This window comes from Acinetobacter sp. YH12045, assembly GCF_013419925.1.
GTDB classification, from domain to species: Bacteria; Pseudomonadota; Gammaproteobacteria; order Pseudomonadales; family Moraxellaceae; genus Acinetobacter; species Acinetobacter amyesii.
In genome coordinates this window covers 25,030-39,733 of record NZ_VOZE01000009.1, presented here as the reverse complement: position 1 = coordinate 39,733, position 14,704 = coordinate 25,030, and the positions used below count along the sequence as shown (strand labels likewise).

Here is a 14,704-nt window from a genome sequence, read left to right as displayed (position 1 = left end):
GATTTAAAGTTAATGGCTGGCTTATGCAAAATGCTGGTATCCCTTAAATTTTATGACTTGGTCAACACCGTGATTGTTATAACGGATTCCCAAATTTGGGGTGATTTGACCGATTTTACTAATGTTTACATCTAATTCTAGTTGCAGAAGCTTTTTATAATTCTGCGGACTTATTGTAAAGCATAACTCATAGTCATCTCCACCCGCGAGGGCGTATTGCCACTGCTTTTCTTGTTGTAATTGTTTTACATCGGGATCGATAGGAAGTTGATCTAATTCAATTTCTGCACCGACGTGTGAAGCAGCGAGGATATGTCCTAAATCTTGTGCGAGCCCATCAGAGACATCAATCATACTGTTGGCTAAGCCTTTTAGCTGTTGGCCCAGTAAGCAACGTGGCATTGGATAGTCCAAGCGCTTTTGTAATTGGTGGCCCAAATGTTTTAAGCCAAATGCAGCATCACCGACTTGTCCGCTGACGCAGATATAATCACCAATTTTGGCGCCTGAACGTGGGACAGCCTGTCCTGATTCTACCCAGCCGAGGGCTGTGACTGAAATCGTCAGATGAGGACTTTGAGTGGTATCACCACCAATTAAACTCACACCAAATTGATCGCAGCAATCATACAGACCCTGACTAAAGCCTTTGAGCCAGTCATGATCAATTTGGGGTAAGCTCAAGGCCAATAAAATACTGTGTGGTTTGGCACCCATTGCGGCAATATCAGAGAGATTGACGGCAACAGATTTCCAGCCTATGGCATGTGGGTTTGTGTCGAGGGGGAAGTGACGCCCAGCAACCAGTGTATCGGCACAGATGACCAATTGTTGCTGTGGAGGAGGGGTGAGCAAGGCTGAGTCATCACCGACCCCTAAATCGACAGAATTGATATTCTGTCGATTAAAATAGGTATCAATGATCGAGAACTCAGCCATACAACGTACTACTTAAAAAATTAATTAGCTTGTTGTTTTTCTGCTGCACGCAATGTAGTCGCTAAACGATCCAATACACCATTGATGTATTTGTGGCTGTCTGCACCGCCAAAATGTTTAGCTAACTCGATCGCTTCATCTAACACGACGCGATATGGAATCTCAAGATGTTCTTTGAGTTCATATGCGCCAAGACGAAGTGTTGCAAGTTCAACACCATCTAAAGCGTCTACTTCACGATCGAGTACAGGGATTAAAAGCGCATCCAATGCTTCATGATTGGCAACAACTTCGGTCAATAACTCGTGGTAATAGCCGAGGTCGACCTTGTGCATGGCATTATCCACACGTGTACGTGCTTCAATCTCATGGACAGGATTGCGGCTCATTTGCCATTCATAAATTCCTTGTACAGCAAAGCGACGTGCTTTACGTTTTGCTGCATAAGTTGCTTGAAGTGTTTGCGACATAGCGTTAAATAGCCTTTAACAAGTTAACCATTTCAATAGCAGTCAAGGCAGCTTCACTACCTTTATTGCCTGCTTTTGTACCTGAGCGTTCAATCGCTTGTTCAATACTATCCGTAGTCAATACACCATTAATTACTGGTAAGCCAGTGTCTAGACCAACAACGCCTAAACCTTTGGCACATTCGCCAGCAACAAAATCGAAGTGAGGCGTGCTACCACGAATCACTGCGCCAAGCGCGATGATGGCATCGAAACGACCTGAAGCTGCAAGTTTCTTCGCAACCACAGGAAGTTCCCAAGCACCCGGTGCATGAACAACAGTGATATTATCCTCTGATACGCCATGACGTTTCAATGTATCAACGGCACCTTCTAGCAAATGTTCAACAACAAAGCTATTAAAACGACCAACTAAAATCGCATAACGGTCTTCGTTCGCGAGATGTAACATACCTTCAATACGGCGAACTGCCATAGCAACCTCGATTATTTCTCTGATGTTTGATTTGCGGTGATGTATTCCACCACTTCTAAGTTAAAACCTGATAGTGCATTAAAGCGTAGTGGCGAGCTGAGAAGCTTCATTTTTTCCACGCCTAAATCACGTAAAATTTGTGCGCCGACACCAATGGTTTGATACTGCTGAGACAGTGCCGCATTGGATTTAACATTTTTCGGTGCAGTTAAATTTTCTAAAGCAGGGCCTAAGTCCTGTAAATGACGCTGACCAATCCATACTAAAACACCACGATCGCTGGATGCGATTTCTTTGAGTGCTTTATCGAGATTCCACGCTGGAGCGCCATCTTGTTTATTGAGTTTTAGTAAGTCGCGAACGGGATTGAAACCGTGTACACGGACTGTGGTTACACCTTGTTTTGGTTCGCCTTTAACCAGTGCCAAATGAATGTCTGGATTACCAATTTCACGGTAACGGAACAATTCAAAAGTACCATATTCAGTATCTAAAGTTTGTTGATCAATGCGCTCAACGGTTTGCTCATTGGTCATGCGGTAGTGAATTAAGTCCGCAATCGTCCCCATTTTTAAGCCATGTTTTTCAGCAAACACTTCAAGATCAGGGCGACGTGCCATAGTGCCGTCTTCATTGATGATTTCACAAATCACTGAAGCTGGTTCAAGACCTGCTAAACGCGATAAGTCACAGCCCGCTTCAGTATGGCCTGCACGGTGAAGAACGCCACCAGGCTGCGCCATGAGCGGGAAAATATGGCCTGGCTGTACGATATCCGCAGGTTTAGCATGTGCTGCCACCGCTGTTTGAATCGTATGCGCACGTTCAGCAGGAGAGATCCCTGTAGAAATGCCATTTGCTGCTTCAATAGACAAGGTAAAGTTGGTGCCGTGCTGGGCACCATTGGCATCAACCATGAGTGGTAGGTTCAACTGTTGGCAACGCTCTTTGCTGAGCGTTAAGCACACAAGACCACGCGCATGCGTAATCATGAAGTTGATATCTTCAGGACGTACGTGGGTCGCAGCGATAACAAGGTCGCCTTCATTTTCACGATCTTCATCATCCATGAGGATGACCATTTTTCCTGCACGAATATCAGCTACGAGCTCTTCAACAGTATTGAGCGGCATCAATCTTCACCTTTTTGTTTGTCTCGAATGACATTTACTTGCATTGATTGTTGCATAGTCTAACGTTTTTTTGCGTTCTTTGCCTATGCTTATCATTTTCCTTTAATGGCTCATTGTTATACACAGTCGTCAGAACCTTGAAAAGAGGACTTTATTTGAATTGTGCCATTTATGCCCAATCTTTAAGCGATTGAAAAGCATAAAAATTGGCAACCTTATATGGATTTTGAATAATTGAGCCAAATGAAACTGACAGTTTGTCGGAAGCGTTTAATCGCTTAACTACATGAAGGATCACACAAAATAATAGGAGCTTATGCAGCTGAGTGTGCAGCTAAATAATCTTGAATGATCATTTTATTGGCCTGCAAAATGCTTTTTTGTAATTCGGGATCATGCATTGCCCGTGCAATTAAAACCGCACCGACCAATTGGGACATCATGGCCCAAGCTTTTTCTTCACTCGCCAAATGTGTGCTAAATAAAGCATGACCGCGCAGTAATTCCTTTTCATAAGCTTGTTTAATCGTGTCATCTGCGCGAGCTACTTCAGTCGCGAGTGTCGGCAAAACACAGCCTTGTTCAGGATGTTCAAGGTGGGAAGGGGTTAAGTAACGGTCTAATTCAAAATTAATCCAGTCTGCTGCATTGTGATTCGGGTTACTTTGCCACATGTTAAAGCTTTGCTGCAATTCATATTCAACCAATGCTTTGAGTAAATCCTGTTTTGACGAAAAATGTGAATAGAATGCGCCACTAGTGACACCTGCAGCTTTCATTAAGCCGTCAACACCTGTTGCAGCAAAGCCATTTTTTTTCGCAATTTGCCCCGTAATGTTGAGCAATTCTTGTCGTTTTTGTTGTTTGTATTCGGGTTTATAGCGCATGTGCATGACCCCAAAAAATTATGATTGACGATAAATTAATCATAACATAGTATTCGTTATAGTAACGATCGTTATTCAATAAAATTGATCGCACATGGAATATAAAAACTATCCAGCACGAGGAGATCGTCATGGAAAATAATCATATATCTAAGCCTGTCAAAGGTGTGGCATTGATCATTGGTGCAGGAGATGCCACCGGTGGTGAAATTGCCAAACGCTTTGCTTGTGGTGGTTATACCGCATGTATGACGCGGCGTAATGTCGACAAATTACAGCCCTTAATTGCTGAAATTCAAGCACAGGGAGGGGCTGCTTTTGGCTTTGGTTCGGATGCTCGAAAAGAAGAGCAAGTGATTGAACTCATCGAGCACATTGAATCAAACATTGGCCCGATTGAGGTCATGGTCTTTAATATCGGTGCCAATGTGCCATGTAGTATTTTGGAAGAAACCGCACGTAAATATTTCAAAATATGGGAGATGGCATGTTTCTCGGCATTTTTAACGGGTCGGGAAGTGGCAAAACGCATGGTGAGCCGTGAATCTGGCACGATTATTATTACGGGTGCGACGGCTGGGGTTCGTGGTGCCGCAGGCTTTGCCGCTTTTGCTGGCGCAAAACATGCGCTTCGTGCCTTGGCACAAAGCATGGCACGTGAACTTGGGCCAAGAAATATTCATGTGGCGCATGTGGTGGTTGATGGGGCGATTGATACCGACTTTATTAAAGATACTTTTCCCGATTTGTACGCAAAAAAAGAGCAAGATGGTATTTTAAATCCAGTACATATTGCAGAAAATTATTGGCATCTCTCACAGCAACCACGAGATGCATGGACGCATGAATTAGATCTGCGACCGTGGATGGAACGTTGGTAAGCGTAATTTGATTCAAATGAAAGAACGATACGCGGTAAGGTCATCCGCAAGTGTTTGAGACAGGACTACATCTATTCAAAAATGTTTTTGCGATACTTTGAATAATTAGACGCTAGTGAACGAGTTTTGCGGATGACAATGGTTTTGGGTACTTTTGCCGAAACAAAAGTACCTCCAGCCGAAGGCTAATCCCTTTATTTAAACCCTGGATGTAAGACTCCGTCAAATCGGCTTAAAAATCATTTAAAAAATACGATGTTACTTTTACGTGCGTAACATCAGTTAGGAAAATAAGTAAAAAAAGGACGAAAAACATGAAAGTCATTGAATTTTATTTTGATGTCGGCAGCCCATATAGTTATATCGGTTTTCATCGCATTCAACAGATTGCACAGCAGTATCAAGCCGAGCTGATCTGGAAGCCGATGCTTCTTGGTGGAGTGTTTAAAGCTACAGGCAATAGTAGCCCGATGGCGGTACCTGCGAAGGCACGTTATTCCATGATTGATCTTCAACGTTGGGCAAAGCTATGGCAGATACCCGTACAGATGAATCCTTATTTTCCAATCAATACCTTGCAATTGATGCGCTTACTCACAGCCGTTCAGCTGTTTCAGCCTGAAAATTTCGTGCAAGTAGCGACAGGTATTTTTGATGCGATGTTTGCGCAACCCCGCAATTTAAATGATCTCACTACCTTCATTCAACTCATGCAAGAACTGGGGCTCGATGCAGAACAAGTGAAACAGTGGTTGGATGATGAAAAAGTCAAATCTGAGCTGAAAGTGGTGACCGAAGAAGCCATTGAACGGGGTGTTTTTGGCGCACCGAGTTGGTTTGTGAATGATGAATTGTATTGGGGTGTGGATCATCTACATTTCGTAGAGGATGCGTTACACGCGCAGTAACGCTTGGTGATACATGCCTAGATCCATTAAAAAATTGAAATAAAAAAGCGAACCTCGGTTCGCTTTTTTATGCTCTGGATCAAATCAAGATTTAGAAGAAGCCCATTGGTTTGGTGTCATAGCTCACCAATAGGTTTTTGGTTTGTTGGTAATGATCCAACATCATTTTGTGGTTTTCCCGGCCGATCCCTGATTTTTTGTAGCCACCGAATGCTGCGTGTGCAGGGTAGATATGATAACAGTTGGTCCATACACGACCGGCCTGAATCGCACGGCCTGCACGATAAGAAGTATGCGCTGAACGTGACCAAACCCCTGCACCTAGACCATAAATCGTGTCATTGGCAATTTTAATGGCATCATCAAAGTCTTTAAAGGTTGCTACTGAAAGCACAGGGCCGAAGATTTCTTCTTGGAAGATCTTCATGTCATTGGTGCCTTTAAAAATGGTTGGTTCAATATAGAAACCTGTACCGACTTCATTGCGTGGATCACCACCAGTAATGAGCTGTGCACCTTCATTTTTACCTGTCGCAATACAGCCCAAGATTTTGTCTTGCTGCTCTTGCGATGCCTGTGCACCAATCATGGTATCGGTATCGAGTGGATGACCGGTCTTAATACGTTTGACACGTTCTACTGCCATTTCCAAGAATCGATCTGCAATGCTTTCTTGTACCAATGCACGTGATGGACATGTGCAAATTTCACCTTGGTTGAGCGCAAACATGGCAAAACCTTCGAGTGTTTTATCTAAGAACTCATCGTCTTTGTCCATGATGTCTTCAAAGAAGATATTTGGTGATTTTCCACCAAGTTCTAAAGTCACAGGAATGATATTTTCAGTCGCATATTGCATGATCATTTGACCGACAGCGGTTGAACCTGTGAAGGCGATTTTTGAGATGCGTGGATTGGTCGCCAATGGACGACCGACTTCAACACCATAACCATTCACAATATTCAGCACGCCCGGTGGGAGTAGGTCTTGAATGAGTTCAGCCAACACCAAGATGCTGACAGGCGTTTGCTCCGCAGGTTTCAACACGATGCAGTTTCCCGCAGCCAATGCTGGAGCAAGTTTCCAAGCCGCCATCAAGATTGGGAAATTCCACGGAATAATTTGACCGACCACACCAAGTGGTTCATGGAAATGGTAAGCAATGGTATTTTCATCAATTTCAGAAATGCCGCCTTCTTGGGCACGGATACAGCCGGCAAAATAACGGAAGTGATCGATACAGAGTGGAATATCAGCGGCTAAGGTTTCACGAATCGGTTTACCGTTGTCCCATGTTTCTGCGACAGCAAGGAGCTCTAGGTTTTCTTCAAGTCGATCGGCAATTTTTAATAAAATATTTGAGCGTGTGGTTGGGGAAGAGGCGTTCCATTGGGCTTTGGCTTTATGTGCTGCATCCAAAGCCAATTCAATATCTTCAGCAGAAGAACGTGGCACTTTGGTAAAAACTTTACCGTTTACAGGGGAGATATTTTCAAAGTATTCACCTTTCACTGGCGCGACCCATTGGCCACCAATCAGGTTTTCATACTGAGCTTTAAACTGAACTTTTGAACCGGGTTGATTAGGATCGACATAACGCATATGAATTTTCCTTTGCTTGTTTATTATGATCTTGTTGGGCTGCCCATCTGTGGCAATCTACAGCTTTGGTATAAGGTACTTTTGTACATTATTTGATTAGCATAGCCTGTATAAGGTTGGAAAAAGGTTGGAGACAAGAAGGTTTACAATATTTTTTTTCAGTCTTAAAAACAAAAGCCGGGAAACGGATTTTTAGTCATGAATTGTTGTGAGAATAATGAATGATGATACAGAAGGATTTATCTGAAAAACGACAGAATGTCGAACGGTTAAGGCAGGGCATGAGTCTGTCAAAGCAGCAAACCTCGCAATTGAATGAGAGCATTGCGAGTTCTTGGCAGCGATCGGCGCAGGCGGAAATTCCGGAAAACCGGAGTGCTGCGCCTTTGGTAAATTTAAGCCCTCAAAGTCAACAACAGTCGGCATTGCATCATGCCTTGCAACATTGTGCCGAAGATTTAAAACACATTGCCGAACAGTCGTCGATGGTACTTGCCGTGGGTGATGTGGGTAGCACGATTATTTGGAGTGCGTCGAGTCGGCAAATGCAAAGTGCTGCGGAAAGTGTGCATTTTATTGCAGGTGGGCAATGGCGCGAAGAATTGGTCGGAACCAATGCTTTAGCGTTGTCTCTAAAAACCCAACAGTCGAGTTGTGTGTTTTCAAATGAACATTATATGCCGTCTGTACATGAATGGGTCTGCTATGCAGCACCGATTATCGATCCACACACACAGCAAATTTTAGGTGTGGTTGATTTATCCACCGTGTGGAAAAACCACAATAGTTTAGGGCTACTTGCGGCTGAACGCTGCGCTTCGATTATTCAATCGGCTTTGCTCGATTTTCAAAAACAGCATTTGTACATTCGGGCCTTTGCAGTGCCGCAAGTGTTATTTAATGGCAAAGTGATGGTGCTGACCCCACGGCAAATTGAAATTTTGACCATCTTGGCGCTATGTCCACAAGGCATGACCTTAGATACATTGCATCAAGCCTTATACGGTGAACGCAAGGTGAGTGTTGGGACTTTAAAAGCGGAAATGTCGCAGCTACGCGATATTTTGGGTGGCATGTTAGGCTCAAGACCCTATCGCTTATTGGCGCAAGTCGAAGCCGACTTTTTACAAGCCGAGCAAGCTTTAGATGCAGGTTATCTCGATTCTGCATTAAAACTGTGTTCAGGGGTTTTCTTGGCTAAAACTGAAAGCCCATTTTTAGGGGCATGGCGTGATTGTCTTGAGTCACGATTAAGCCAAGCGATTTTTAATGCCAAAGAAACAGATGTTCTGCTCAAGCATGTCGCGCGTTTTCCTGAAGCTATTGATGCGGTTGAACGTCTGATCGAGCTGATGCCGAGATCGCATCCCGTACATCAGACCTTGTTGAAATTAAAACAGTAAGTTGCAATGTCATTCGGGCTGTTAAAAACCTTTATTGGCCAGCCATTCAAAGAGCTGGGTATAGACTTGTTCGCGCGCGTTTTTTTCCGAAAGCACTAAATCATGCAAGCCATTGTGTATGCTTTGAATGGTGACATCGCCTTGAATTTTCTTGGCATATTTTTGGATGTCTTTTACACCTAAAATCACATCACTGGTCTGTGCTGCTTTACCCCATCGTTTTGGATTTTGTGTTTGATGCGAGTGCATGACCAAGACCGGTACATCTAGGCTGACACCTCGATGAATCTCTTTTTGAGCCTCATAAATTGTCCGTACAAAACTTAAATACACCATTGGGTAGCGGGTCTTTTTCCAGTCTAAATTGAAGTCCCATTCACCCTTGAGTTCGCGGTGTAAACTGGCGGTATACCATTTATTCAGTTCACTCGGAAATTTTAAATTGGGAAAGGTTTTTGCCAATTTACTCAGCTGTGGAATACCCAGCGCACGCTTAATCGGATTCATATTAAAGTCGTAAAATGGACTGTTACACCACAGGGCTTGAATTAAAGGATGATTTTGATGATGTGCCGCATACAAGGTGGTGGTTAATCCACCGGTTGAATGACCACAGAGCAGTAAGGCATCGTGACCTTCATCAGCAATGATCGTTAGAGCCTGATCTATTTCGGCATCATATTCAGACAGTGCATGCACATTATAGTATTTTTGATGCGGGCGGATGGAGCGACCATATTTTCTTAAATCTAGTGCGTAAAAGTCGAAGCCATGCTGATTGAAGCGTTCCGCCATTTCGGTTTGGAAAAAATAATCAATAAAGCCATGGATATAGAGCACCGCTTTGGAGGTTGGAGCCGCTGCTTTTTTGCGAACCAGTGTGGCAACCACAGGGCCTTCATAATCATCAGGGAAGGTCAGCGTGGCTTGTTCATAGCCTGCGCCCAAAATGTCAGGCTGATACTGAATATGTGAATGGCTCATTATTATACTCATCAATATTATTGGACATTATGCTTTATCCTTGATGAGCCATAAGCTTTTGTCAAATGAATAATCGATGCTGTTATGCGGACTAAAAAAGAGTGACCTCAGTATGAAAGCGACCAATCTATAGTCGCTTTCCTGAAATAAAAGGTGAAATGGATTCAGTTGAGCCTACATCACCAGACTCAAAGGATAATGTAGGCACTTAGGTCACTTAAACATGAAGACCTTTAAGGGCTTAACTTAAACGGCCGCTTTGAAGTCGACCACAGAGGCATTGGCTTTAAGCGCTGCCTTGAAAATATCAACCACTTGAGCATGAGTCGCTTTACGTGGGTTGGTGAGCATACAGGCATCTTTTTGTGCATTTTCAGACATGATGCTGAGGTCTTGTTCTTTCACACCAAGTTCAGAAAGGCTCGATGGAATGCCAATCGAAGCAGAGAGTTCACGGATTGCTGCAATCGCTGCATAAGCCGCTTCAGTCACCGTTAAACCGTCGGTTGGCACACCCATGAGCTGTGCGATACGTGCATAGCGGTCAGGGCAGGCGATCAGGTTAAATTCGCAAACGTGTGGTAGCAGCACGGCATTACATACGCCATGTGGCAAGTTGTAGAAGCCGCCAAGTTGGTGCGCCATCGCGTGGACATAACCTAAAGAGGCATTGTTAAATGCCATCCCTGCTAAGTACTGTGCATAGCTCATCGCATCACGAGCTTCTAGGTTTTCGCCATTGGCGACGGCAGGGCTGAGCCATTCACTGATCATTGAAATGGCTTTTTCAGCACAAGCATCGGTAATAGGATTGGCTGCTGTAGAAACATAAGCTTCGACCGCATGCGTTAACGCATCCATACCGGTTGCTGCAGTGAGCGCCGCAGGTTTTGCAATCATTAGTTTCGGGTCATCAATGGCGATAAGTGGGGTACAACGCCAATCGACAATGGCCATTTTTACATGGGTGTCGGTATTGGTAATAATACAGAAACGGGTCATTTCTGATGCCGTACCTGCGGTGGTATTAATCGCAATGAGTGGAGTCATTGGAACTGTACTTTTATCGATGCCTTCATAGTCACGAATATGACCACCACCGGCAGTGACTAAGCCAATGCCTTTGGCACAGTCATGAGAAGAGCCGCCACCGAGAGAGACAATAAAGTCACAGCCATTGTCATTGTAGGCATCTACACCGCTATGCACGTTGGTGTCAGTTGGGTTGGGTTCTGCGCCCGGGAATATATGACTTTCTACGCCAGCTTCAGTTAAATATGAGGCAATGGTGTCTGCCACACCAAATTTGTATAGACCGGCATCGGTCACGATGAGCGCTTTTTTAGCGCCAAGATTTTGCGCCTTTGCGCCAATTTCTTTAGCGCAGCCGGGACCAAAAAGTGAAACACAAGGGATGTAAAAACCGTTTGTTTGATCTGCAATATTTTTAAAAGCCATGGTGCGATTCCTTCTACCATTCATTGTCATTTGTTATGGGTGATACTCACCTAAACTGAGTATTGCGAGGGATGTTTTAAATTCACACCTACCAAAGACCTACCAAATTTAGGGCTTTGTATTGAAATTATTTAATTGATTGAAATTTAATCATTAATTGTTTTTGCTATTTTCTGAGATTCGCTAAAAGTCGTATACGTTTAAGCCAAAATAGGCGTTGCAATGATTGGATGCATGATCGAGTTATCAGATTATAAAATCTAACTAAAACTACTATCAATTTATTAAATGCCCCAAAGCGCTCGAATCAGGATAGGCTATAACAAATAACGAGATAGTCACTTTTGTGCATTTCGCTTTTTGCAGTGCGAAACAAAAGATTAATTAAACGAGTTAAATAATGCCCAGTGAAAATTTGAAAACGAAACGTCCTTTATATATTCCTTATGCCGGAAATACACTTTTAGAACTCCCACTTTTAAATAAAGGCTCTGCGTTTAATGAAGATGAACGTAAGAGCTTTAATTTGCACGGTTTAATTCCACACGTCACAGAAAGCATTGAAGAGCAAAGTCAGCGTTCTTATCAGCAATATTGTGCATTTAATAGTGATATTAATAAGCATATTTACCTGCGTAATATTCAAGACACCAACGAGACGCTGTTCTATCACTTAATTGAAAACCACCTCAGTGAGATGATGCCAATCATCTATACACCAACAGTGGGTGAGGCTTGTCAGCGCTTCTCGGACATTTATCGTCGTCATCGTGGGATCTTTATTTCATATCCTGACCGTGATCATATTGACCAAATTATTCATAACGTGAATAAAAAGAACGTGAAAGTGATCGTTATTACGGATGGTGAACGTATTCTTGGCCTTGGTGACCAAGGCATTGGCGGGATGGGGATTCCAATTGGTAAGTTGTCGCTGTACACCGCATGTGGTGGGATCAGTCCAGCTTATACATTGCCGATTACTTTAGATGTCGGAACCAATAACCAACAGCTGTTGAATGACCCGATTTATATGGGATGGAGTCAGCCTCGTATCAGCGGTGAAGAATATTATCAATTTGTCGATGACGTGATTAAAGCCATTCAACAACGTTGGCCAAAAGCGCTGATTCAATTTGAAGACTTTGCACAAAAAAATGCGATGCCTTTACTGGAAAAATATCGCGATAAAATTTGCTGTTTCAATGACGATATTCAAGGGACAGCAGCAGTGTCTGTCGGAAGTTTAATTGCGGCATCACGTGCAGCAGGCAAGCAGCTCAAAGATCAAATCGTCACCTTCTTAGGGGCGGGTTCAGCAGGTTGTGGGATTGCAGAACAGATCATCAAGCAAATGGTGGCGGAAGGTTTAACCGATGCTCAAGCACGTGCGCGGGTGTTTATGGTCGACCGCTTTGGTTTAATTACTGAAAATCAGCCGAATCTTTTAGATTTCCAACGCAAGCTTGCGCAAGCACCGGATAACGTCGCACATTGGGCAAATGCAGATTCGGTCATCTCACTCCTGGATGTGGTTACACATGCCAAACCGACTGTATTGATTGGGGTTTCGGGACAACCGGGGCTGTTTAGCCAAGAGGTTATTGAAACGATGGCTGCAAATTGTGAACAGCCTATTGTGTTGCCACTATCTAACCCGACATCACGTGTCGAAGCGGTGCCTGCAGATATTATAGAGTGGACCAAAGGTAAGGCCCTGATTGCGACAGGTAGTCCATTTGCACCAGTGAATTATCATGGCAAGATTCATCAGATTTCACAGTGCAATAACTCCTATATTTTCCCGGGGATTGGACTGGGTGTGATTGCATCTGGGGCGAAACGTGTGACGGAAAATATGCTGATGGCATCTAGTACGGCATTGGCGGACTGTTCACCAAAATTGGCAGATCCAAATGCTGATTTATTGCCAAGTTTGGATTATTTACAGGATATTTCGAAGAAAATTGCATTGAAAGTCGCGTTGGCTGCGATTGCTGATGGTGTTGCGCCAAATGTCAGCGTTGAAGTGCTCGAACATGCGATTGAAGCGAATTTCTGGAAACCTGAATATCGTGATTATGTCCGTGTGACCTATTAACGCAATTTTAATTTTTATTCATATTTGTGGAACCTGACTCAAACCATGTTCCACATACTGAATAAATATAGATTGATTTTGATTGGTGTAAGCGATAGATAAAAAAGCCCCCATCTTTCGATGAGGGCTTTTTGAATTTGGAGCGGGAAAGGAGACTCGAACTCCCGACCCCAACCTTGGCAAGGTTATGCTCTACCAACTGAGCTATTCCCGCGGAGTCTATCCTGTTTTTTTACTAAAAAACTGAATCGAAAAAAATTTGGAGCGGGAAAGGAGACTCGAACTCCCGACCCCAACCTTGGCAAGGTTATGCTCTACCAACTGAGCTATTCCCGCGGAGTCTATCCAATTTTTTAAATAAAAAACCGAATGAAAAAATTTTGAGCGGGAAAGGAGACTCGAACTCCCGACCCCAACCTTGGCAAGGTTATGCTCTACCAACTGAGCTATTCCCGCATAGCCACGTATAATACATTAAGGATTTTTCAGGTCAATAACTTTATGAAAAACTGTGCATCGTTTGCATAAAATAAAAACAATTTGTTTGAAAATTGGAAGATTTTTGCAGGTCGAAGGCTTCCATTTTGATGAAATCATGCAATTCAGATGGTTTCAGCAACTTTGCGACACAAGAACTTGAACAAATACAGGCTATACTAAGACCAGTTGAACCTTTTTTTGAATTTGGGAGAGCCGTTTTGAGTTTAGAACAGCAATTAATTGAGCGTCTACAGACATTAGCGCCTACACATCTTGAAGTGGTGAATGAGTCCGCAGGTCATGGAGGTTATTTCCCAGGTAAAGAGTCGCATTTTAAAGCAGTGATCGTGAGTGAGGCATTTGCAGGTTTGCGTTTGGTGCAACGTCATCAAAAAGTCTATGCCGCAGCCGGTGATTTACTTAGTCCGGGGCAAATTCATGCCTTGGCCATTCATGCGTTTTTACCCGAAGAATGGAAAGGTCAAGACACCACTAGCCCTGAATGTGCGCATGCACCTAAGTCATCTTAAGGTGAGCCATGGAAACGCAATTAATCATTAAAATCATTCATATGTGTGGTGTGGCTTTAGGCTGTGCTGCCATTTTCATTCGTGCTTTTACGTTGTTTAAAGGGACGCAGGGCAATTTACCCAATCCAGCAGGCCGGAAGTTTTTTGTTGCTTTGCAACATGGCTCAATGACATTAATTGCCGTAACAGGAATTATCTTATTGTTTATGAAAAACTTTGATGTGCAGCCATGGTTCTATGCCAAAGTTGTATTATTTCTAGCGCTGCTGTCTTCTTTATCTAAAGCGTATAAAAAAGATGACAGTGTATTATTGGTTCAGCGCCGTGCGGGCTTATTTATTGCAGCTGTTGCACTTATTTTCATCATTACATTGGTTATAATCAAACCAGTTTTTGGATAAATGGCTTATCCACATGGCCGATTTCAAGGCTTGAGTAGAAAAACAAAGATT

At 43.3% G+C, this 14,704-nt stretch carries 14 protein-coding genes and 3 tRNA genes; 6 read left to right on the top strand and 11 right to left on the bottom strand.

The features are described from left to right. Window positions 1-21: 21 nt before the first annotated feature. The 5 genes from thiL to FTU02_RS12065 form a co-directional block, all read right to left on the bottom strand. Window positions 22-939 carry a thiamine-phosphate kinase gene (gene thiL / locus FTU02_RS12085; protein ID WP_180157287.1) on the bottom strand — a complete coding sequence of 306 codons (918 nt, stop codon included), beginning with the start codon at window positions 937-939 and terminating at the stop codon, window positions 22-24. A 20-nt stretch (window positions 940-959) separates the two neighbouring features. Then, window positions 960-1,409 carry a transcription antitermination factor NusB gene (nusB, locus tag FTU02_RS12080; protein ID WP_078191534.1) on the bottom strand — a complete coding sequence of 150 codons (450 nt, stop codon included), beginning with the start codon at window positions 1,407-1,409 and terminating at the stop codon, window positions 960-962. Window positions 1,410-1,413: 4 nt separating this feature from the next. Next, on the bottom strand, window positions 1,414-1,884 hold the full coding sequence (ribE, locus tag FTU02_RS12075) for a 6,7-dimethyl-8-ribityllumazine synthase (RefSeq protein WP_180073534.1): 471 nt from the start codon (window positions 1,882-1,884) through the stop codon (window positions 1,414-1,416). Between the two features lie 11 nt (window positions 1,885-1,895). Continuing rightward, window positions 1,896-3,017: a bifunctional 3,4-dihydroxy-2-butanone-4-phosphate synthase/GTP cyclohydrolase II gene (gene ribBA / locus FTU02_RS12070; RefSeq protein WP_111885508.1), complete on the bottom strand. Its 1,122-nt coding sequence runs from the start codon at window positions 3,015-3,017 to the stop codon at window positions 1,896-1,898. 314 nt (window positions 3,018-3,331) lie between these two features. Further along, window positions 3,332-3,904, bottom strand: a complete 573-nt coding sequence (locus FTU02_RS12065) for a TetR/AcrR family transcriptional regulator (RefSeq protein ID WP_180003563.1) — start codon at window positions 3,902-3,904, stop codon at window positions 3,332-3,334. Window positions 3,905-4,035: 131 nt separating this feature from the next. Between FTU02_RS12065 and FTU02_RS12060 the strand changes: the two genes are divergently transcribed. After that, window positions 4,036-4,785 (top strand): SDR family oxidoreductase, encoded by a 750-nt coding sequence (locus tag FTU02_RS12060; RefSeq protein WP_180157285.1) that lies wholly within the window; start codon window positions 4,036-4,038, stop codon window positions 4,783-4,785. A gap of 314 nt (window positions 4,786-5,099) precedes the next feature. Continuing rightward, window positions 5,100-5,693, top strand: coding sequence for a 2-hydroxychromene-2-carboxylate isomerase (locus tag FTU02_RS12055; protein WP_180157283.1), 594 nt, complete (start codon window positions 5,100-5,102; stop codon window positions 5,691-5,693). A gap of 91 nt (window positions 5,694-5,784) precedes the next feature. On the opposite strand, the gene FTU02_RS12050 is transcribed toward FTU02_RS12055, so the two are convergent. Beyond that, a complete protein-coding gene (locus FTU02_RS12050) occupies window positions 5,785-7,296 on the bottom strand; it encodes an aldehyde dehydrogenase family protein (protein WP_180157281.1) in 1,512 nt (503 codons plus the stop codon). Window positions 7,297-7,517: 221 nt separating this feature from the next. Here FTU02_RS12050 and FTU02_RS12045 point away from each other — a divergent pair, with 221 nt between their 5' ends. Continuing rightward, window positions 7,518-8,699, top strand: a complete 1,182-nt coding sequence (locus tag FTU02_RS12045) for a transcriptional regulator (protein ID WP_078191528.1) — start codon at window positions 7,518-7,520, stop codon at window positions 8,697-8,699. A gap of 21 nt (window positions 8,700-8,720) precedes the next feature. Here the strand turns inward: FTU02_RS12045 and FTU02_RS12040 are convergent, their stop codons facing one another. Continuing rightward, a complete protein-coding gene (locus tag FTU02_RS12040; RefSeq protein ID WP_180157279.1) occupies window positions 8,721-9,683 on the bottom strand; it encodes an alpha/beta hydrolase in 963 nt (320 codons plus the stop codon). Window positions 9,684-9,929: 246 nt separating this feature from the next. Continuing rightward, on the bottom strand, window positions 9,930-11,141 hold the full coding sequence (locus FTU02_RS12035; protein WP_078194068.1) for an iron-containing alcohol dehydrogenase: 1,212 nt from the start codon (window positions 11,139-11,141) through the stop codon (window positions 9,930-9,932). Window positions 11,142-11,541: 400 nt separating this feature from the next. Between FTU02_RS12035 and FTU02_RS12030 the strand changes: the two genes are divergently transcribed. Next, window positions 11,542-13,242 carry an NAD-dependent malic enzyme gene (locus FTU02_RS12030; protein WP_180003556.1) on the top strand — a complete coding sequence of 567 codons (1,701 nt, stop codon included), beginning with the start codon at window positions 11,542-11,544 and terminating at the stop codon, window positions 13,240-13,242. Between the two features lie 138 nt (window positions 13,243-13,380). Here the strand turns inward: FTU02_RS12030 and FTU02_RS12025 are convergent. The 3 genes from FTU02_RS12025 to FTU02_RS12015 form a co-directional block, all read right to left on the bottom strand. Further along, a tRNA-Gly gene (locus tag FTU02_RS12025) sits at window positions 13,381-13,456 on the bottom strand. A 46-nt stretch (window positions 13,457-13,502) separates the two neighbouring features. After that, a tRNA-Gly gene (locus tag FTU02_RS12020) sits at window positions 13,503-13,578 on the bottom strand. Between the two features lie 47 nt (window positions 13,579-13,625). Then, window positions 13,626-13,698: transfer RNA gene (locus FTU02_RS12015), tRNA-Gly, on the bottom strand. 242 nt (window positions 13,699-13,940) lie between these two features. Between FTU02_RS12015 and FTU02_RS12010 the strand changes: the two genes are divergently transcribed. Further along, entirely contained in the window at window positions 13,941-14,252 is a 312-nt protein-coding gene (locus FTU02_RS12010) for a BolA family transcriptional regulator (RefSeq protein WP_078191519.1), read from the top strand. Window positions 14,253-14,260: 8 nt separating this feature from the next. Further along, window positions 14,261-14,653, top strand: coding sequence for a SirB2 family protein (locus FTU02_RS12005; protein WP_180049492.1), 393 nt, complete (start codon window positions 14,261-14,263; stop codon window positions 14,651-14,653). The last annotated feature ends 51 nt before the right edge of the window (window positions 14,654-14,704 follow it).